Source organism: Pseudomonas mosselii (assembly GCF_019823065.1).
Classification (GTDB): Bacteria; Pseudomonadota; Gammaproteobacteria; order Pseudomonadales; family Pseudomonadaceae; genus Aquipseudomonas; species Aquipseudomonas mosselii.
In genome coordinates, this window is sequence record NZ_CP081966.1 from 6219848 (window position 1) to 6238835 (window position 18988).

Annotated in this window: 18 protein-coding genes; 9 read left to right on the forward strand and 9 right to left on the reverse strand. The window is 64.2% G+C overall.

The window, feature by feature from the left end; genetic code table 11:
* The first annotated feature begins 56 nt into the window (after positions 1-56).
* Together K5H97_RS28825 and K5H97_RS28830 are read left to right on the forward strand one after the other, a co-directional pair.
* Complete coding sequence (locus K5H97_RS28825) at positions 57-1097, forward strand: histone deacetylase family protein (protein WP_028689981.1); 1041 nt, start codon at positions 57-59, stop codon at positions 1095-1097.
* Between the two features lie 2 nt (positions 1098-1099).
* Positions 1100-2203, forward strand: a complete 1104-nt coding sequence (locus tag K5H97_RS28830) for an extracellular solute-binding protein (RefSeq protein WP_028689982.1) — start codon at positions 1100-1102, stop codon at positions 2201-2203.
* Between the two features lie 112 nt (positions 2204-2315).
* Here K5H97_RS28830 and pdxR read toward each other — a convergent pair whose 3' ends face one another.
* Complete coding sequence (pdxR, locus tag K5H97_RS28835; RefSeq protein WP_028689983.1) at positions 2316-3845, reverse strand: MocR-like pyridoxine biosynthesis transcription factor PdxR; 1530 nt, start codon at positions 3843-3845, stop codon at positions 2316-2318.
* Between the two features lie 90 nt (positions 3846-3935).
* On the opposite strand from pdxR, the gene K5H97_RS28840 reads away from it, so the two are divergent.
* Genes K5H97_RS28840 through K5H97_RS28850 form a run of 3 tightly spaced genes read left to right on the forward strand, consistent with a single transcriptional unit; the run spans position 3936 to position 5702 of the window.
* Positions 3936-4565, forward strand: a complete 630-nt coding sequence (locus tag K5H97_RS28840) for an FMN-binding negative transcriptional regulator (protein WP_028689984.1) — start codon at positions 3936-3938, stop codon at positions 4563-4565.
* Positions 4566-4576: 11 nt separating this feature from the next.
* Complete coding sequence (locus K5H97_RS28845; protein ID WP_028689985.1) at positions 4577-5023, forward strand: GNAT family N-acetyltransferase; 447 nt, start codon at positions 4577-4579, stop codon at positions 5021-5023.
* A gap of 7 nt (positions 5024-5030) precedes the next feature.
* Positions 5031-5702, forward strand: coding sequence for a GNAT family N-acetyltransferase (locus tag K5H97_RS28850; protein WP_028689986.1), 672 nt, complete (start codon positions 5031-5033; stop codon positions 5700-5702).
* 67 nt (positions 5703-5769) lie between these two features.
* Here K5H97_RS28850 and K5H97_RS28855 read toward each other — a convergent pair whose 3' ends face one another.
* From K5H97_RS28855 to K5H97_RS28865, 3 genes are all read right to left on the reverse strand, one after another.
* Complete coding sequence (locus tag K5H97_RS28855) at positions 5770-6048, reverse strand: helix-turn-helix transcriptional regulator (protein WP_028689987.1); 279 nt, start codon at positions 6046-6048, stop codon at positions 5770-5772.
* Positions 6045-6221: a hypothetical protein gene (locus K5H97_RS28860; RefSeq protein ID WP_211258410.1), complete on the reverse strand. Its 177-nt coding sequence runs from the start codon at positions 6219-6221 to the stop codon at positions 6045-6047. The genes K5H97_RS28855 and K5H97_RS28860 overlap by 4 nt, the downstream gene beginning before the upstream one ends.
* Before the next feature lie 65 nt (positions 6222-6286).
* The gene (locus tag K5H97_RS28865) at positions 6287-7186 is read right to left on the reverse strand and encodes a homocysteine S-methyltransferase family protein (protein ID WP_028689988.1); all 900 of its coding nucleotides are present in this window, start codon (positions 7184-7186) and stop codon (positions 6287-6289) included.
* Positions 7187-7292: 106 nt separating this feature from the next.
* On the opposite strand from K5H97_RS28865, the gene K5H97_RS28870 reads away from it, so the two are divergent.
* Positions 7293-8114 carry an ABC transporter substrate-binding protein gene (locus tag K5H97_RS28870; protein ID WP_028689989.1) on the forward strand — a complete coding sequence of 274 codons (822 nt, stop codon included), beginning with the start codon at positions 7293-7295 and terminating at the stop codon, positions 8112-8114.
* On the forward strand, positions 8111-8932 hold the full coding sequence (locus tag K5H97_RS28875; protein ID WP_028689990.1) for an amino acid ABC transporter permease: 822 nt from the start codon (positions 8111-8113) through the stop codon (positions 8930-8932). The genes K5H97_RS28870 and K5H97_RS28875 overlap by 4 nt, the downstream gene beginning before the upstream one ends.
* Positions 8933-8999: 67 nt before the next feature.
* Here the strand turns inward: K5H97_RS28875 and oadA are convergent, their stop codons facing one another.
* Together oadA and K5H97_RS28885 are read right to left on the reverse strand one after the other, a co-directional pair.
* Positions 9000-10808, reverse strand: a complete 1809-nt coding sequence (gene oadA / locus K5H97_RS28880; RefSeq protein ID WP_028689991.1) for a sodium-extruding oxaloacetate decarboxylase subunit alpha — start codon at positions 10806-10808, stop codon at positions 9000-9002.
* A gap of 11 nt (positions 10809-10819) precedes the next feature.
* Positions 10820-12235 carry an acetyl-CoA carboxylase biotin carboxylase subunit gene (locus tag K5H97_RS28885; RefSeq protein ID WP_028689992.1) on the reverse strand — a complete coding sequence of 472 codons (1416 nt, stop codon included), beginning with the start codon at positions 12233-12235 and terminating at the stop codon, positions 10820-10822.
* Positions 12236-12438: 203 nt separating this feature from the next.
* On the opposite strand from K5H97_RS28885, the gene K5H97_RS28890 reads away from it, so the two are divergent.
* Positions 12439-13386 (forward strand): LysR family transcriptional regulator, encoded by a 948-nt coding sequence (locus tag K5H97_RS28890; RefSeq protein ID WP_162175253.1) that lies wholly within the window; start codon positions 12439-12441, stop codon positions 13384-13386.
* Here K5H97_RS28890 and K5H97_RS28895 read toward each other — a convergent pair.
* On the reverse strand, positions 13328-13546 hold the full coding sequence (locus tag K5H97_RS28895) for a PA3496 family putative envelope integrity protein (protein ID WP_051555645.1): 219 nt from the start codon (positions 13544-13546) through the stop codon (positions 13328-13330). The two genes, K5H97_RS28890 and K5H97_RS28895, sit on opposite strands and share 59 nt — an antisense overlap.
* A 99-nt stretch (positions 13547-13645) precedes the next feature.
* The gene (gene hexR, locus K5H97_RS28900; protein WP_023630201.1) at positions 13646-14512 is read right to left on the reverse strand and encodes a transcriptional regulator HexR; all 867 of its coding nucleotides are present in this window, start codon (positions 14510-14512) and stop codon (positions 13646-13648) included.
* Positions 14513-14615: 103 nt separating this feature from the next.
* Here hexR and zwf point away from each other — a divergent pair, with 103 nt between their 5' ends.
* Complete coding sequence (gene zwf, locus K5H97_RS28905; RefSeq protein ID WP_028689995.1) at positions 14616-16058, forward strand: glucose-6-phosphate dehydrogenase; 1443 nt, start codon at positions 14616-14618, stop codon at positions 16056-16058.
* Here the strand turns inward: zwf and K5H97_RS28910 are convergent.
* Positions 16055-18931: a putative bifunctional diguanylate cyclase/phosphodiesterase gene (locus tag K5H97_RS28910; RefSeq protein ID WP_028689996.1), complete on the reverse strand. Its 2877-nt coding sequence runs from the start codon at positions 18929-18931 to the stop codon at positions 16055-16057. The two genes, zwf and K5H97_RS28910, sit on opposite strands and share 4 nt — an antisense overlap.
* Positions 18932-18988: the final 57 nt, after the last annotated feature.

Genomic DNA, 18988 nt, shown 5'->3' on the forward strand with positions numbered 1-18988 from the left:
TGCATCAGGCCAGCCAGCACAATCGGCCCACGCCAGTCATAAACGGAGAACAACACGTGCTGACGATCTATTCCGATGACCACCGCCTGCACCATGGCCGCTGCGAGCTGATCGACGGCAAACTGATGCCCTGCTTCGAAATGCCTTCCCGCGCCGACCACGTCCTGGAGCAGGTGCAAAAGCGCAACCTCGGCCCCGTGCAAGGCCCCACCGATTTCGGTCGCGCCCCGCTGCAACGTATCCACAGCACCGACTACCTGAACTTCTTCGAAGGCGCCTGGGCTCGCTGGGCCGCACTCGGCCACGACGGCGACCTGCTGCCCTTCACCTGGCCGGCGCGCACCCTGCGCCAGGTCAAGCCCACCGGCCTGCACGGTGAACTCGGCTATTACAGCTTCGACGCTGGCGCACCCATCACCGCCGGCACCTGGCAGGCCGCCTACAGCGCGGCGCAAGTGGCCCTGACCGCCCAGGCCGCGATCCAGCAAGGCGCCCACGCGGCCTTCGCCCTGTGCCGCCCGCCGGGACACCACGCCGCCGCCGAGGTGATGGGTGGCTACTGCTACCTGAACAACGCCGCCATCGCCGCCCAGGCCTTCCTTGACCAGGGCCGGCGCAAGGTGGCCATCCTCGATGTCGACTACCACCACGGCAACGGCACCCAGGACATCTTCTACACCCGCAACGATGTGTTTTTCGCCTCGATCCACGGCGATCCGCAGGACGAGTTCCCGTTCTTCCTGGGCTATGCCGACGAAGTCGGCGAAGGCGCGGGCGAAGGCTGCAACATCAATTACCCACTGCCCGCCGGCAGTGATTGGGCCGCCTGGAGCGCTGCATTGGAAGATGCTTGCCAGCGCATCGCCGCCTACGACGCCGAGGTACTGGTGATCTCCCTCGGCGTGGACACCTTCAAGGATGACCCGATCTCCCAGTTCAAGCTCGACAGCCCGGACTATCTGGAAATGGGCAAGCGCATCGCCCAGTTGGGCAAGCCGACCTTGTTCGTGATGGAGGGTGGCTACGCTGTGGAGGAAATCGGCATCAACGCGGTCAATGTGCTGGAAGGCTTCCAGCACGCCCAGCCAGGAGCCTGAACATGGTCCGACTCAAGCGTCTGCTCGCCCCGCTCATCGCCACCGGCCTGCTCGCCGGCGCGCTCCAGGCCCATGCCGACCAGCGCACCCTGCGGGTCTACAACTGGTTCGACTACATCACCCCGCAGACCCTCACCGACTTCCAGAAGGACAGCGGGGTGAAGCTGGTCTACGACATCTTCGACACCAACGAGGCACTGGAGGCCAAGCTGCTGACCGGCAACTCCGGCTACGACGTGGTGGTGCCGTCCAACGTGTTCCTCGCCAAGCAGATCGAAGCGGGCGTGTTCCAGCCGCTCGATCGCGCCAAGCTGCCCAACTGGCAACACCTGGACCCGGCGCTGATGAAGCTGATCGAGGCCAACGATCCCGGCAACAAGTTCGCCGTGCCCTACATGTACGGCACCGTGCTGATCGGCTTCAACCCGGACAAGGTCAAGGCGGTGCTCGGCGACAACGCCCCGGTGGACAGCTGGGACCTGATCTTCAAACCGGAGAACATCGCCAAGCTCAAGCAGTGCGGCGTGGCGCTGCTCGATTCACCGTCGGAGATCCTGCCGCTGGCCCTGTCGTACCTGGGTCTGGACCCTAACAGCGGCAAGCCGGCCGACTATCAGAAAGCCCAGGACCTGCTGCTGAAGATCCGCCCGCATGTCACCTACTTCCACTCTTCCAAGTACATGGCCGACATCGCCAACGGCGACATCTGCGTGGCAGTGGGTTATTCGGGCAGCTTCTCCCAGGCCGCCAACCGCGCCCGCGAGGCAAAGAATGGCGTGACAGTGGACATGCGCCTGCCCAGGGAGGGGGCACCGATCTGGTTCGACATGCTGGCGATCCCGAAGAACGCGGCCAACCCGGAGGATGCCCATGCCTTCATCAACTACCTGCTGCGGCCTGAGGTGATCGCGCCGATCAGCGATTTCGTCGGCTACCCGAACCCGAACAAGGATGCGAACGACAAGGTCAGCCCAGCGATCCGCAACAACCCGAACCTGTACCCGACAACGGAGGCGATGGCCAAGCTGTATACCTTGAAGCCACTGCCACGGGATGCCGAGCGGGCACGCACCCGGGCCTGGACCAAGATCAAGTCGGGAACCTGATGGGGTTGGGGCCTGCTCTGCAGCCCCTCGCCGGCAAGCCGGCTCCTACAAAGGCATGCGCAGTTACTGTGGGAGTCGGCTTGCCGACGACGGGGCGCAGAGCGACCTCAATTCAGCGCCGCCAAGCCTTGCGCAGACGCATCAACGCATCCGCTATCTGCGCCTCCGGCACCGCGGCAAACCCCAGCACCAACCCTGCCCTGTTATCCACTGGCTCCTCGCTATCCTCCAGCCAGTAGCTGCTCAGCGGATTGACCTCCACCCCCACCGCTTCCGCCCGAGCCACCAGCTCCTGCTCCCGCGCGAAGTTATCCACATCTACCTTCACATGCAGCCCCGCCGCCACCACGGGCATGGCCCCCAGCCCTGGCACGTCCTGCGGCCAGCCTGCCTTGAGCACATTGCGCCGCGCCAGCGCAGCCCGGCGCATGCGGCGGATATGCCGCTGGAAATGCCCCTGGGCCATGAATTGCGCCATCACGCACTGGGTGCCGACCTCCGAATGGCGTACCGCCAGCGCCCGGCATCGACTGAACGCCTGCACCAGACGCCCGGGAAGCACCAGGTATCCCAGGCGCAAGGCCGGAAGCGCGATCTTGCCGAAGGTCCCCACGTACAGCACTCGCCCCTGGCGGTCCAGCGAGGCCAGTGGCGCCAGCGGCACACCGCTGTAACGGTACTCGCCGTCGTAGTCGTCCTCGAGGATCCAGCCATCCTGGCGCTCGGCCCAATCCAGCAGCGACAGGCGACGGGCCAGGCTCATGGTAACGCCCGTGGGGTACTGGTGGGCAGGCGTCACGTAGGCCAGCCGACACTCGGGCATCTCGGTCAGCCTTGCGCAGTCCATGCCCTCGGCATCCACCGGCACGCCCTTGAGCGTGGCCCCGGCCATCGCGAAGGCATGCCCGGCAGCCCGGTAGCCCGGGTTTTCCACAGCCACGCCATCGCCCGGTTGCAGCAGCAGCTGTGCACAAAGGCTGATGGCCTCCTGCGCGCCACTGGTGATCACTATTTGTTCAGCCGTGCAGCTAAGCCCCCGCGAGCGTCGCAGGTAGGTGGCAATCAATTCACGCAGCTGCCACTCACCGGCCGGGTCGCCATAGCCCAGCAACGCCGGGTCGGGATTTCGCCAGAAACCCGCTTGCAGCTTGGCCCACACCTCGAACGGGAACAGGTCGAACGCCGGCACGCCGACGCGAAAAGCCTTGGGCGCCCCGCCTCTGGGCAGCGGCAAATGATGATTCTTCAGACGTTGCAGGGGCTCGCTGATGACTGCCTGCCTGGATAAATCCTCAGTATCTGAAGCACTATATGTGGATAAGTCTGTTGATAACCCCAGGGATAACCCTGTTGATAATTGTGTGGATAGTTTCGGCAGCTGGCTCACATAGGTGCCATCGCCAACCCGGCTCTCGATGAAGCCCTCCGCATACAGCTGGTCGTAGGCTCGCACCACGCTGTTACGCGACAGCATCAGCATCGCCGCCAAATCGCGGGTGGCCGGCAACCGCGTGCCGCTGCCCAGGCGCCCATCCAGCACCCTGGCGCGCAAGGCATGGTAGAGCTGCTGGCTCAGCCCGCGGCGGCGGTCCAGGACAATACCCGCGGGGTCGAAAGGCAGAGGATGGCAACGTTCGCTCATGACATTGGACCTATGAAAACAGCCGTGAATGGCTCTTACCTAGAGCCAATAGCCTGCCTAGCATGGGGTCATTCAGCAAGGACATCCAGCATGTACAACAACACGTCCCACCAGGAACACGACCTCGACCGCCTGCACCGGCACATGCTGCAAACCCGCCTGGCCCTGCTGGTCAGCCAGGGTGACCAGGGCCTGCTGGCCACCCACCTGCCCGTACTGGTCGAGGCTGGCGAAGGCGAGTTCGGCACGGTCTACGCCCACCTGGCCCGGGCCAACCGCCAGTGGCAGGACCTGGAGCAAGGGGGCGAGGCGCTGCTGGTGTTTCCCGGTGCCGATGCCTACGTCAGCCCGAGCTACTACCCGAGCAAGGCGGACAACCCCAAGGTGGTGCCGACCTGGAACTACCTGGCCGTGCACGCCTATGGCCCGGTCGAAGTTATCCACAACGCCCAGTCGTTACTGGACATTGTCACCCGCCTCACCGAACGCCATGAACAACTCCGCGACGAGCCCTGGAAAGTGTCTGACGCCCCAAGCGACTACCTCGACGGCATGCTCCGCGCCATCGTTGGCATCCGCCTGTCCATCAGCCGCCTGCAAGGTGCGCGCAAACTGAGCCAGAACCGTTCGGCGCATGACATTGCCGGCGTGCGCAAAGGCCTCAGTGCCAGCAATGACCACCTGGACAACCAACTCGCCGCGCACATGCGCGATCTCTGAAGGACAAGCCCATGACCCCCGTTACCCTGCGCCCGGTCGGCACTCACGATCACGCCGCCTGGCGCTCCCTGTGGCAGGCCTACCTGCGCTTCTACCAGACCGAGCTGGCCGACGAGGTCTACCTCAGCACCTGGCAGCGCCTGCTCGACCCCAACGAGCCCACCCATTCGACCCTGGCCTGGGTCGACGACAAGGCGGTGGGCCTGGTCAACTTCATCTACCATCGCACCAACTGGAGCATCCAGAATTCCTGCTACCTGCAGGACCTCTACGTGGACGGCGAGCAACGCGGCCTGGGTATCGGCCGACAGCTGATCGAGCATGTTTACGCGACGGCCAAGGCCGCCGACTGCACGAGGGTGCACTGGCTGACCCACGAGACCAATGCCACCGCCATCAGCCTGTACGAACAGATCGCCGATCGGCCGGGCTTCATCCAATTCCGCAAAGCACTGTAGGCCGAACATGAACGACGCATTGAACTGGAAGCCCGCCGGCACCCCGAAGGCCGAGCCCCTCGAAGGCCGTTTCATCCGCCTGGAAAAACTCGACCCGGCCCGCCATGGCAATGACCTGTGGGAAGTACTGCAAGGCCCGGGCTCGGACCCGTTGCTGTGGGACTACCTGCCCTACGGCCCGTTTGCCGAGCGCGCCGGATTCGACCACTGGCTGCAAGGCAACGCCGCCAGCCGCGACCCGCTGTTCTACAGCGTGATCGACCGCGCCAGCGGCCAGGTCCAGGGCATCCTCAGCTACATGTCGATCGTCCCGGAACAGGGTCGCTTCGAAATCGGCCACATCGCCTTCGGCGCCGCCATGCAGCGCACGCCCAAGGGCACCGAGGCGGTCTACCTGCTGAGCAAGCTCGGCTTCGCGCTGGGCAACCGCCGGCTGGAATGGAAGTGCAACAACGCCAATGATCGCTCCAAGCGTGCAGCGGAGCGGTTCGGCTTTGTGTTTGAAGGGGTGTTCCGTAACCACATGGTGGTCAAGGACCGCAATCGGGATACCGCCTGGTACTCGATTACCGATGCCGAGTGGCCGGCCGTGGCGGTGGGGTTCGAGCGTTGGTTGAGTGAGGAAAACCAGCAGCCTCAGGGGCAGGTGCTGACGCTGGAGGCATGTCGCCTGGGTTGAAGCAGTGCGGGGCAAGTCGCATCGGCGCACCGCCGCTCCCACGCTTGCGACTTGCCCCGCGATGCAGTCAACCGATCTGCCGGTGACGACTGACCACACCCATTTTCAAGCCGAACGGCTTGAACACTGCATTCAACGACTTGAGCGTGGGGTTGCCTTCCCCCTGCTCGATCTGAATCAGCGTGCGAACCGAAATCTTGCACATCTTCGCAAACTGCGCCTGCTGCATCTTGGCCACCTCGACACGCAAGCGGCGCACTGCCGCGCCGAGTTCCAGGCTGCCGTCGGCGATACCTTCGCGCAAAGCATCGATCAACAACCCGTGCACATCGATGGAAACTGTCATGCCAGCCCCCAGGCAGTCAGCCGCCGTTGCAGTGGGCCGAGGGCAATGGCCGGATGGTTCATTACCGCATCAGAGAGCCCCATATCGGCCAGGACGTCCGGCAATGCCAGCAGGCTGCCGGCATCCTGGCGCAGGCGCTGGAAGGCCTGCTCCGGATCCATCAGGGGCGCCAAGGCATCAATTTCTGGGATACTCGTCCCATTGGCCCACCCTCAGCGGCTGGCCACGATCTACCTCATCAAACCAATTTCGCCTTGAGCTCGGCAATGTGCTCCGGGCCGATTCCGCAGCAACCGCCGACCAGACTGGCACCGCGCTGGCGCCAGTTCTGTGCCCAGCTCAGGTAGCCCGGTGGGTCCAGGTCTTCACGCAGCTCGTCCAGGCCATCATTGGCCGTTGCATCCTTGGGCTGGGGTGGGAAGGCGTTGGCGTAGGCACCGATGGCGATATCGGCACCCAGGCGCTCGAATGCTGCCTTGGCGGCATCGATGGCATCACCGATCACTTCGGGCTGGCTGCAGTTGAACAACAACACCTGCGCACCAAGCGCGGCAACGGCTTCGGCGGCTTGCGCGACCGGTTCGCCCGAGCGCAGCCGTGGCACGTCATCGACGTCTTCATCGCGCAGGGTGAACGACACCCAGAACGGCTTGCCATCGCGCGGCAGCTGCGCGTGGATGGCACGCACTTCCGCGATCGAACTCTGGGTTTCCGCCAGCCACAGGTCGACATGCTCGGCCAGGCCTTCAAGCAGCGGCGTCAGCACTGCGGCGACCTGTTGCGGCTGGAACAGGTCTGGGCGATAGGAACCGAACAGCGGCGGCAAGGAGCCGGCAACCCGCACCTTGCCCCCGGCAGCATCGGCAGCCGCCCGTGCCAATTGCCCTGCGGTTTGTGCCAGGGCGTAGCCCTCTTTGGCAAAGCGCGCTTCGCCGATATGAAACGGCACCACCGCATAGCTGTTGCTGGTGATCACTTCGGCACCCGCCGCGATGTAGGCAGCATGGACGGCCACTACGGCCTCCGGCGCCTCGCTCAGCGCCAGCGCCGACCACTCCGGCTGACGAAACGGCGCACCCCGGCGCTGCAATTCCCGCCCCATGCCGCCATCCAGAATAACCAACGACCGTTCGCCCATATGCCATTCACTTATATTGATATGAATAAAATTCACTAGTTAGTACATGTTTATAACTATTAAATATCAAACATCCTTTATTCAAGCACTTTTTCCAGGTATCTCCATGCGTTTACCAACCTTGCTGGGCGCCGGTCTCCTTGCCCTGAGCGCTGCCACTCAAGCCTTCGCAGGCGCCACGCTGGAACGTGTGGAAACCCGCAAGGAACTGGTCAATGTGCTGATGGAGAGCTACCCGCCGTTCTCTTTCCTCAACGAGCAAAATCAGCTCGACGGCTTCGATGTGGACGTGGCCAAGGCCGTCGCCGAAAAGCTGGGGGTGAAACTGCGCCTGGAAACACCCTCCTGGGACGTGATCGCTGCTGGCCGCTGGAGCGGCCGCTACGACATCTGCATCTGCTCGATGACGCCGAGCAAGGCGCGCGCCGAAGTGTTCGACTTCCCGGTGCAGTACTACGCCTCGCCGGCGGTTATCGTGGTCAACGCCAAGGACGAGCGCATCCACTCGGCCAAGGACCTGAACGGGCGCAAGGTCGGCCTGACCAGTGCCTCCAGCTACGAGAGCTACCTGAACAAGAACCTGGTGATCGAAGGCGCCGAAGACCGCAAGATCGACTACCCCTTCGACTTCGTCCAGGCCGCCCCATACGACACCGACAACGTTGCCTTCCAGGACCTCGGCCTGGGCGCCGGCGTGCGCCTGGATGCAATCCTGACCAACCTGGTGACCGCGCAACCCCGCCTGAACCAGGACAAGCGTTTCAAGCTGGCCGGGGCGCCGTTGTATGAAGAGCCCAACTCGGTGGCCATCGAGAAAGGCGACCCAGAATGGGATGCCAAGGTGCGCCAGGTGTTCGCCGAGCTGAAAGCCGAGGGTACGCTGGCGAAGCTTTCGCAGAAGTGGATCGGCGCCGACATCAGTAAATGAATGCACATCAACCTGCTCCCAAACCCGTCGCCACAACGACGGGCTCGCGCCTGCTCGGCTTTCGCAGCCGGCTGTACCTGACGTGGCTGGTATTGTTGCTGCTGTTCGTGGGCTTTTTCTTAAACTTTGATCTGAAATTTTCGATCATCGTAGAGAAATTCCCCAACCTTGCAGGCTTCCGGCTTGGCCCCAACGGCTTTTTGCAAGGCGCCGCGCTGACCCTGTTCCTGTGCATCTGCTCGATGTTCACCTCGGTGCTGCTGGGTTTTGCCGCCGCCTTGGCAAGGCTGTCCAGCAGTGCGGTGCTGTTTGGCCTGGCGAGTTTCTACACCTCGTTCTTTCGCGGCACACCGCTGTTGATCCAGATTCTGCTGATCTACCTGGGCCTGCCACAGCTGGGCCTGGTGCCGGGCGCCATCGCCGCCGGGATCATCGCCCTGTCACTGAACTACGGCGCCTACCTGAGCGAGATCTTCCGCGCCGGCATCATCGGCGTCGCCGTCGGCCAGCGCCAGGCTGCCCTGGCCCTGGGCATGCGCCCGGCAGCGATCTTCTGGCACATCACCCTGCCCCAGGCCATGCGCACCATCATCCCGCCGAGCGCCAACCAGTTCATCTCAATGCTCAAGGACTCGTCGCTGATTTCGGTGATGGGTGTCTGGGAAGTGATGTTCCTGGCCCAGTCCTACGGCCGCTCCAGCTATCGCTACCTGGAGATGCTGACCACCGCGGCGGTGATCTACTGGGTGCTGTCGATCCTGCTGGAGCTGGTGCAGGCCCGGCTGGAGCGGCATTTCGGCAAGGGTTACCAACGCTGAGCGGCAGGCGAAAAAAAGGGGAGCATTCGCTCCCCAGAGGTTAACCGCTTGTAGATGAAGGCTTATCTCAGCCTTCGATCTCGATCAGGATCTCGCCCGGGGTGACCCGGTCGCCCTTGGCCACATGGATGGCCACGACCTTGCCAGCGATCGCCGCCTGCACTTCGGTCTCCATCTTCATGGCTTCGGTGATCAGCACCGCTTGACCGGCCTTGACCACGTCACCTTCCTTGACCAGCACATCGACGATGTTGCCCGGCATGCTGGTGCTGACATGGCCCGGCTCGCTGGCCTGCTTGCGCTTGCTGCCGCCACCGCCGACGAACTCGTTGAGCGGCTCGAACACCACTTCTTCCGGCATCCCGTCGATGGACAGGTAGAAGTGGCGCTTGCCTTCGGCCTTGACGCCCACGCCGGTGATGTCGACGCGGTAGGTCTCGCCGTGCACGTCGATGACGAACTCGGTCGGCACGCCCTCACCGCCCACCGAGCCCACCGCGCCGGCTTCCGGAATCGGCAGCAGGGCTTCGGGCTTGAGGGAGCCGGCTTCGCGCTCCTCGAGGAACTTGCGGCCAATGTCGGGGAACATGGCAAAGGTCAGCACGTCTTCCTCAGAATGCGCCAGGCTGCCGATATCGGCACGCAGCTTGGCCATCTCCGGCTTGAGCAGGTCGGCCGGGCGCACGTCGATCACTTCCTCGCTGCCGATCGCCTGGCGACGCAGCTGCTCGTTGACCACGCCCGGCGCCTTGCCGTAACCGCCCTGCAGGTACAGCTTCACCTCGTTGGTGATGGTCTTGTAGCGCTCGCCGGCCAGCACGTTGAAGAACGCCTGGGTACCGACGATCTGCGAGGTCGGCGTCACCAGCGGCGGGAAGCCGAGGTCTTCGCGCACCCGCGGGATCTCCGCCAGCACTTCGTTCATGCGGTTGAGCGCGCCCTGCTCCTTGAGCTGGTTGGCCAGGTTGGAAATCATCCCGCCCGGCACCTGGTTGACCTGCACGCGGGTGTCCACGGCGGTGAATTCACTCTCGAACTGGTGGTACTTCTTGCGCACGGCGTAGAAGTACAGGCCGATCTCCTGCAACAGCTCCAGGTCCAGGCCGGTGTCGAACTCGCTGCCCTTGAGGGCGGCGACCATCGATTCGGTACCTGGGTGGCTGGTGCCCCAGGCGAAGCTGGAGATGGCGGTGTCGATATGGTCGGCGCCGTTTTCCACCGCCTTGAGCTGGCACATCGCGGCCAGGCCAGCGGTGTCGTGGGAGTGGATGAACACCGGCAGCGACTGTTCGGCCTTCAGTGCCTTGACCAGCTCGCCGGTGGCGAACGGGGTCAACAAGCCGGCCATGTCCTTGATCGCCACCGAGTCGCAGCCCATGGCTTCCATCTGCTTGGCCTGCTGCACGAAGGCGTCGATGGTGTGCACGGGGCTGGTGGTGTAGGCGATGGTGCCCTGGGCGTGCTTGCCGGCGGCCTTCACCGCCTCGATGGCCACGCGCAGGTTACGCACGTCGTTCATGGCGTCGAAGATGCGGAACACATCGATGCCGTTGACCGCCGCCTTGGCGACGAAGGCCTTGACCACGTCGTCGCTGTAATGGCGGTAGCCCAGCAGGTTCTGCCCACGCAGGAGCATCTGCAGGCGGGTGTTGGGCAATGCGGCGCGTAGCTTGCGCAGGCGCTCCCACGGGTCTTCCTTGAGGAAGCGCACGCAGGCGTCGAAGGTGGCGCCGCCCCAGACTTCCAACGACCAGTAGCCGACTTTGTCGAGCTTGTCGCAGATCGGCAGCATGTCTTCGGTGCGCATGCGGGTGGCCAGCAGGGACTGGTGGGCGTCGCGCAGGATTGTGTCGGTGACAAAGATTTTCTTGGACATTGTTCGGTTCCTCACAGGCCTGCGTGCGCGGCGATGGCGGCGGCGATGGCCAGGGCCAGCTCTTCGGGTTTGCGCTTGATCGAGTAGTTGGTCAGTTCAGGGTGGCTTTCGACGAAGCTGGTGTTGAACTGGCCGCTGCGGAATTCCGGATTGCGCAGGATTTCCTGGTAGTACGCGGCGGTGGTCTTCACCCCCTGCACGCGCATGTCGTCCAGGGCCCGCAGGCCGCGGTCCATGGCTTCTTCCCAGGTCAGCGCCCATACCACGAGCTTAAGGCACATGGAGTCGTAGAACGGCGGAATGGTATAGCCGGTGTAGATCGCCGTGTCGGTGCGCACGCCGGGGCCGCCGGGGGCGTAGTAGCGGGTGATCTTGCCGAAGCTGGGCAGGAAGTTGTTCTTCGGATCTTCGGCGTTGATGCGGAACTGCAACGCGAAGCCACGGTGCTGGATGTCTTCCTGCTTGATCGACAGCGGCAGGCCGGAGGCGATGCGAATCTGCTCGCGGACGATGTCGATGCCGGTGATTTCCTCGGTGATGGTGTGTTCCACCTGCACCCGGGTGTTCATCTCCATGAAGTACACCTCGCCATCGGCGAGCAGGAACTCCACGGTACCGGCGTTCTCGTAGTCCACCGCCTTGGCCGCGCGCACCGCCAGGTCGCCGATGTAGGCGCGCTGCTCGGGGGTCAGTTGCGGGCTCGGGGCAATCTCGATCAACTTCTGGTTGCGGCGCTGGATCGAGCAGTCGCGTTCAAACAGGTGCACCACGTTGCCGAAGCTGTCACCGAGGATCTGCGCCTCGATGTGCTTGGGGTTGACGATGCATTTTTCCAGGAACACTTCCGCCGAGCCGAAGGCCTTGGTGGCCTCGGAGATGACACGGGGGAAGTTCTGCTCCAGCTCTTCACGGCTGTTGCAGCGGCGGATGCCACGCCCGCCGCCACCGGAGGTGGCCTTGAGCATCACCGGGTAACCGATGCGGTCGCCTTCGCGCAGGGCGTCATGGATATCGGCGACGTTGCCTTCGGTGCCGGGGGTGACCGGGACACCGGCCGCGATCATGGTGCGGCGTGCCTCGGTCTTGTCGCCCATGCGGCGAATGACATCGGCGGCCGGGCCGATGAACTTGATCCCGCGTTCGGCGCAGATCTCCGCAAGCTCGGCGTTTTCCGACAGGAAACCGTAGCCTGGATGCAGGGCATCGCAGCCGGTCTCGACAGCAAGGTTCACCAGCTTGCGCGGGTTCAGGTAGCCGGCCAGGGGCTCGGCACCGATGCTGTAGGCCTCGTCGGCGCGCTTGACGTGCAGGGCGTGACGGTCGGCGTCGGCGTAGATCGCGACGGAGCGAATGCCCATCTCGGCGCAGGCACGCACGATCCGAACTGCGATCTCACCCCGGTTGGCGATCAGGATTTTTGTTATCACTGGAGTCTTCCCAAAGCCGTAGGAACAGACGAGCCGGTTTTACCGGTCGGCGCGTGACCAGACGTCGCTGGCCAGTCGCATATTCACCCTAGCGCCGAAGGTCAATAAACAAAAATCAATATTTGTTAGGGATAGTATTAGCAAAAGCTTATAGTGAGGTAACAAGGTTTTGCCGGAGCCCCGGAAAAATGCGTAAGTCCTTGATGCGTATGACTTTGCGTCAACTGCAGGTGTTCAACGAGGTGTGTGATCTGCGCTCCTACAGCCGGGCGGCCGAGGAGATGGCGCTGACGCAACCCGCCGTTAGTCTACAGATCCGCCAACTCGAGGAGCTGGTCGGCCAGCCGCTGTTCGAGTACGTCGGCAAGAAGCTCTACCTGACCGAGGCAGCCGAGGCGCTGCAACGCGCCAGCCGGGATATCTTCGGGCGTCTGGAGAACCTCGACATGCAGCTGTCGGACCTGCAGGGCTCATTGCAGGGGCAACTGAAACTGGCGATCGAATCCAGCGCCAAGTACTTCGTGCCACACCTGTTCGCCGCCTTCAAGCAGCGCCACCCGGAGGTCAACCTCACCCTCACGGTGGTCAACCGGGCCCAGGCGATCCGGCGCCTGTCGGACAACCGCGACGACCTGACCATCATGTCCATGGTGCCCCAGGACATGGGCCTGGAGTTCCTGCCCTTCCTCAACAACCCGATCATTGCCGTGGCGCCGCCGGACCATCCGCTTTGCAAGCTCGAACAGCTGCGCCTGCAGGATCTCGAGCCTCATGCCCTGCTGGTCCGCGAGCAAGGGTCGGGCACGCGCAAGGCCTGCGAGGAGTTCTTCAAGGACAAGCGCGTGCACTTCACCCAGACCGTCGAGGTGGCCTCCACGGACGCCCAGCGCGAATGCGTGGTGGCCGGCCTGGGCATCGCCCTGCTGACCCGCCACGCGGTCAATCTGGAGCTGGCCACCGGCGTGCTCAGGGAACTGCCGGTGGAAGAGCTGCCGCTGTACCGCAGTTGGTGCCTGGTGCAATCCAAAAACAAGCGCCAGTCGCCGGTCGCCCTGGCGTTCCAGGCGTTCATCCGCGGTGAACGTGCGCAGATCAGCGGGCTTGTGGAGCGTTTCTCGGGTAAGTTGCCGCCGAGACCTGCCACACCGTGATGTCTTGCAGGTCGGGGTAGTCGGCCAGCTCGCGCAGCAGCTGGCGCTGGTCGCAGTAGCTTTCGATCGCGCGGCGGAACTCCATGCGGCGCTGGTCCTTTTCCTGCTGCTTGCGAGCCTTGGCGTTGGGTTGGTACACACCTGCGTGATCATGTGCCATTGCCTGTCTCCCAAATAGGATGCGGGAGTTTCAGACTGGCCTCAGGGGTTTACCGTTTTGCGGTGAAATAGTGACGAAATGATGAAATCTGCGTATCGCTCAGTCGTCGGTGGCCTTGATCGACTTGGGCGACAAACGCAGGCTGCGCAAGCTGCGCTTCACGCTCTTGAGGTGGTTGACCAGGCTCGGCCCGCGGGCCATGGCCACGCCCATGGCCAGCACGTCGATCACCACAAGGTGAGCGATGCGCGAGGTCAGCGGGGTGTAGATCTCGGTGTCCTCATGCACGTCGATGGCCAGGTTGACCGTCGACAATTCGGCCAGCGGCGTCTGGCTCGGGCACAGGGTGATCAGGTTGGCGCCACTTTCACGCACCAGGTTTGCGGTGATCAGCAGGTCCTTGGAGCGCCCCGACTGCGAAATGCACACCGCCACGTCGCCCGGCTTCAGGGTGACCGCCGACATCGCCTGCATGTGCGGGTCGGAATAGGCCGCAGCGCTGAGCAGCAGGCGGAAGAACTTGTGCTGGGCATCGGCCGCCACCGCGCCAGAAGCGCCAAAGCCGTAGAACTCCACGCGCTGGGCCTGGGCCATGGCGGTCACCGCCTGCTGCAGCGCCTGCGGGTCGAGGTGCTCGCGCACCTCCATCAGCGTGTGCAGGGTGGTGTCGAAGATCTTCAGGCTGTAGTCGGCGACCGAGTCGTCTTCGTGAATCGCGAACTGGCCGAAACTGGCGCCAGCGGCCAGGCTCTGCGCCAGCTTGAGCTTGAGATCCTGGAAACCCGAACAGCCAATCGCCCGGCAGAAACGCACGATGGTCGGCTCGCTGATCCCCACGCTGTGCGCCAGGTCGGCCATCGAACTGTGCATGACGGCAGCCGGATCGAGCAGCACATGGTCGGCCACTTTGAGTTCCGATTTGCGCAGCAGGTGCCGCGATTGGTCGATATGTTGCAACAGATTCACGGGCTGGACTCGGTTATGATCGGCGTGCCGGGATGTAGCTTTCTTGTAGTTATACTACATGCTTGCCAACCCGCCCAGCTAAACGAACGTGGAGAGTGGTGGTTTGACGATTCCTTGCGACATCCTGGTTTTCGGCGGCACGGGCGACCTGGCCCTGCACAAACTGCTTCCCGCGCTTTACCACCTGTATCGCGAGGCCCGCCTGCACAACGCCGTGCGGATCATCGCCCTGGCCCGGCGCCACCTGTCGCGCAACGACTACCTCAAGCTCGCCGAACGTCATTGCCGGGCGCAGATCGCCCGCCAGGACTTCGACGAGGACGTCTGGCAGCGCTTCTGCGCCCGCCTGGACTACTTCCCCATGGACGCCGCGCAGAGCGCCGACTTCGGCCGTCTGGCCCGCTACCTGGGCGAACCCGGCGGTTTGACCCGCATCTACTACCTGGCCACCGCGCCCAAGCTGTTCGTGCCCATCGCCAACCATCTGCGCATCGCCGGCCTGGCCGACAGCGAGGCGCGCATCGTGCTGGAGAAGCCCATCGGCCATTCGCTGGAGTCGGCCACCGCGATCAACGAGGCCATCGGCGCGGTGTTCAGCGAACCGCAGGTATTTCGCATCGACCACTACCTGGGCAAGGAAACCGTGCAGAACCTCATGGCCCTGCGCTTCGCCAATGCCCTGCTGGAGCCGGTGTGGCGCAACGGCCAGGTCGACCATGTGCAGATCAGCGTCTGCGAGACCCTTGGCGTGGAGAACCGTGGCGCCTACTACGACCGCGCCGGCGCCACCCGCGACATGCTGCAGAACCACCTGCTGCAATTGCTCTGCCTGGTGGCGATGGAGCCGCCGGCGCAGTTCGAGGCCGAGGCGGTACGCGACGAAAAGGTGAAGATCCTTCGCGCGCTCAAGCCCATCACCGGCCAGGACGTGCAGGACAAGACCGTGCGCGGCCAGTACGGCGCCGGCAAGATCGGCGGCCAGGAGGTGCCGGCCTACTACTTCGAAAAGGACGTGGACAACGACAGCGACACCGAGACCTTCATCGCGGTACAGGCGCACATCGACAACTGGCGCTGGGCCGGCGTGCCGTTCTACCTGCGCACCGGCAAGCGCATGACACGGCGCTCGTCGCAGATCGTCATCCAGTTCAAGCCGGTGCCCCACGAGTTGTTCAGCGGCGGACAGGTCAACCAGTTGCTGATCCAGCTACAGCCGGAGGAGCACATCAGCCTGCGCATGATGACCAAGAGCCCGGGCAAGGGCATGCGCCTGGCGCCGGTCGAACTGGACCTGAACCTCGCCCAGGCCTTTGCCCAGACCCGCCGCTGGGACGCCTACGAGCGGCTGCTGCTGGATGTGCTGGAAGGCGACTCGACGCTGTTCATGCGCCGCGACGAGGTCGAGGCCGCCTGGGCCTGGATCGACCCGATCCTGCAGGGCTGGGAGGAACACTTCCAGGCGCCACGCCCCTACCCCGCCGGCAGCAATGGCCCGGAACAAGCCAACAGCCTGCTGACACGCCAAGGCCAGGCCTGGCATTTTTAGCGCAACAGGTCGGCCGTCGAGCGATCAAGCAACGCGCGAAACGAGGTCGCGTCCACCGGCCGGCTGATCAGGTAGCCCTGCACCTCATCACAACCATGCTCGCGCAGGAACTGCAGCTGCTCGCGGGTTTCCACCCCTTCGGCCACCACTTTCAGTTGCAGGCTCTTGGCCATGGCGATAATCGCCCGGGTAATGGCCGCGTCCTGTGAGCCTTCGAGCAGGCCGCGGATGAAGGCCTGGTCGATCTTCACGTAGTCGACCGGGAAGCGCTTGAGGTAGCTCAGCGACGAATAGCCGGTGCCGAAGTCGTCGATGGCCAGCTTCACTCCCAACGCGTGGAGCTGCTCGAAGGTGGTGATGATGTGCTCGACGCTGTCCAGCAGCTGGCTTTCAGTCAGTTCCAACTCCAGCAGGTGCGGCGCCAGGCCGGACTCCTGCAGGACCTGGCGCACCAGGCTGACCAGCTTGCCTTGGCGCAGCTGATACACCGACAGGTTGACCGAAACGCGCACCTCCAGGCCCTGGCGCAACCATTCGCACGCCTGCCAGCAAGCCTGGCGCAGCACTAACTCACCCATGGGCGCGATCAGCCCGGTCTCTTCGGCCAGCCCGATGAACTCGCTGGGCGGCACCATGCCCCACTCGGGGTGCTGCCAGCGTACCAGCGCCTCGGCCGCGTGCAACTGGCCGGTGCGCAGGCACAGCTTGGGTTGGTAGTAGACCAGTAACTGGCGCTCGTCGATGGCCTTGCGCAGCTGGTTCTCCAGTTGCAGGCGTTCCAGAGTGCTGGCGCGCAGGCTCTCGGTGTAGAACTGAAAGCTGTCGCCGCCCAGGTGCTTGGCGTGCTGCTTGGCCATGTCGGCCTGGCTGACCAGGGCATTGAGGTCCTGGGTGGCGTCGGACAACAGGCTGATGCCCACCGATGCACTGATCACCACCTCGTGCCCGCCGACGCGCTGAGGCACACGCAGCTTGTCGAGCAGCCGGGTGGTGACGCGCACCAGGCTCGACAGGTTGGTGTAGCCGTCGAACAGCACGGCGAACTCGTCGCCGGACAGGCGCGCCACGGTGTCGGCCTCCGGCACCGCGTTGGCCAGGCGCTGGGCCATCTTCTTGAGCAACTGGTCCGCCAGTTCGTGGCCCAGGCTTTCGTTGAGCAGCTTGAAGCGGTCCAGGTCCACATGCAGCAGCGCCAGGCTGCGGCCGTTCAGGCGCATGCGCTGCGCCGCCTCGTGCAAACGCAAGCGGAAAAGTGCGCGGTTGGCCAAACCGGTGAGGTCGTCGTAATGCGCCAGGTAGCGCAGGCGCTCCTCGGATTCGCGGCGTGCGGACAGGTCGGTGAAGAAGCCGACGATATTGACGATTCGTCCCCGAGGGTCATTCACGCTGTTCAGTTGCAACCACTGCGGGTAGAGCTCGCCGTTCTTACGCGCCTCGACCAGCTCGCCCTGCCAGTGGCCCTGCTGCTCCAACGCCTGGTCGATGGCCTGGCTGTGGCGGCGGGCATCGCGGCTGCAGGGCAGCTCCAGGGCGTTGCGGGCGATCAGCTCGGCCCGGCCGTAGCCGGTGACATCGCAGAAGGCCTGGTTCACCGCCAGCAACTGGAAGTCCGCGTCGAGAATGGCGATCCCTTCGCTGGCCGCCTCGAACACCGTCGCGGCCAGGCGCTGCTGCTCTTCCTGTTCCTTGCGCGCGGTGATGTCGCGGCGGGTGCCGAGCATGCGCAGTACCTTGCCCTGGCCATCGGACTCCACCGCCCGCCCGCAGTCCTCGATCCAGCACCAGTGCCCCTGGGCGTGGCGTACCCGGTACTCGACCCGGTAGTCCTCGGTGCGCCCCTTGAGGTGCTCGACCAGCGTGCGTCGCAGCACGGGCAGGTCGTCGGGATGCAGCCGCGGCTTGAGGTCGGCGCGCACCGAGCGTACCTGCTCCGGATCCAGGCCGAACAGCGCATGCAACTGGGTGTGATGGACCTCGTCGGTTTCCAGATTCCAGTCCCACAGCCCAAGTTCGCTGGCCTGCAAGGCCAGGGCCAGGCGCTGCTCGCTCTTGCTCAGGGCCTGGTTGGCCAGGTCCAGCTCATGACTGCGTTGGGCCACGCGCTGCTCGAGGCCTGCATGGGCCTTGCGCAGGTCGTCCTCGGCCCGTCGCCGTTGGGCGATCTCTGCATTGAGCTGACGGTTGAGGCCCTCACCATGACGCTGGGCGTTCTGCAGGTGCTCGATCAGCGCCTGGTTCTGGAAGCGGCGCAGCAGGCCGCGCTCGATCAGGCGATTGACCTGCCAGGCCACCACCATCAGCGCCACCAGCAGGATCAGCCCAAGCCAGCCCCAGCCGCGCTGGTGTCCGGCATCATAGACGAATAGAAACGCGATCGGCGGCAGCAGGCACGGCAGGGCGAAGCTGAGAAACGCCGGCAGGCTGACCGCGTAGGCGACACTGGCCGACAACGCCGCCGCGCCGAGCAGGCCGAAGACCCAGGCCTGCTGCACGAAGTTGTCCGCCGGCGCCAGGGCGATCACCGCGCAGGCCAAGGTCAGGCCACTGAACGCCGAGCCGAGCAGGAACATGCGCCGCCAGGTCGGCTTGGCCTGGCGCGCCGGCGTCGCCGCGTCGAAGGCCGCCACCTGGATCACCCGAAGCGCCACCAGCGCCACCAGCCAGGCCATCCAAACCCCGACCAGCAAATAGCGCGCAGGGCTCCACAGCAGCCAGGCGCAGAGCAGGCCGTTGAGCAACATGAACAAGGTGGGCAGCAACGAGCCCTGGTACAGCAGGCGAGTACGCTCGATCGACAGCTGGGTGGCGAATTGCCTGCGAACGCTCCTTGTCGTCTCCGGCGATGCTCCGATCGCCGCGCAATCCTGGGTCATATTGGCTGGGTTCTTTTGTCTTCTTGTTATGGCTGACCGCAAATGTGCAGGGAGCAT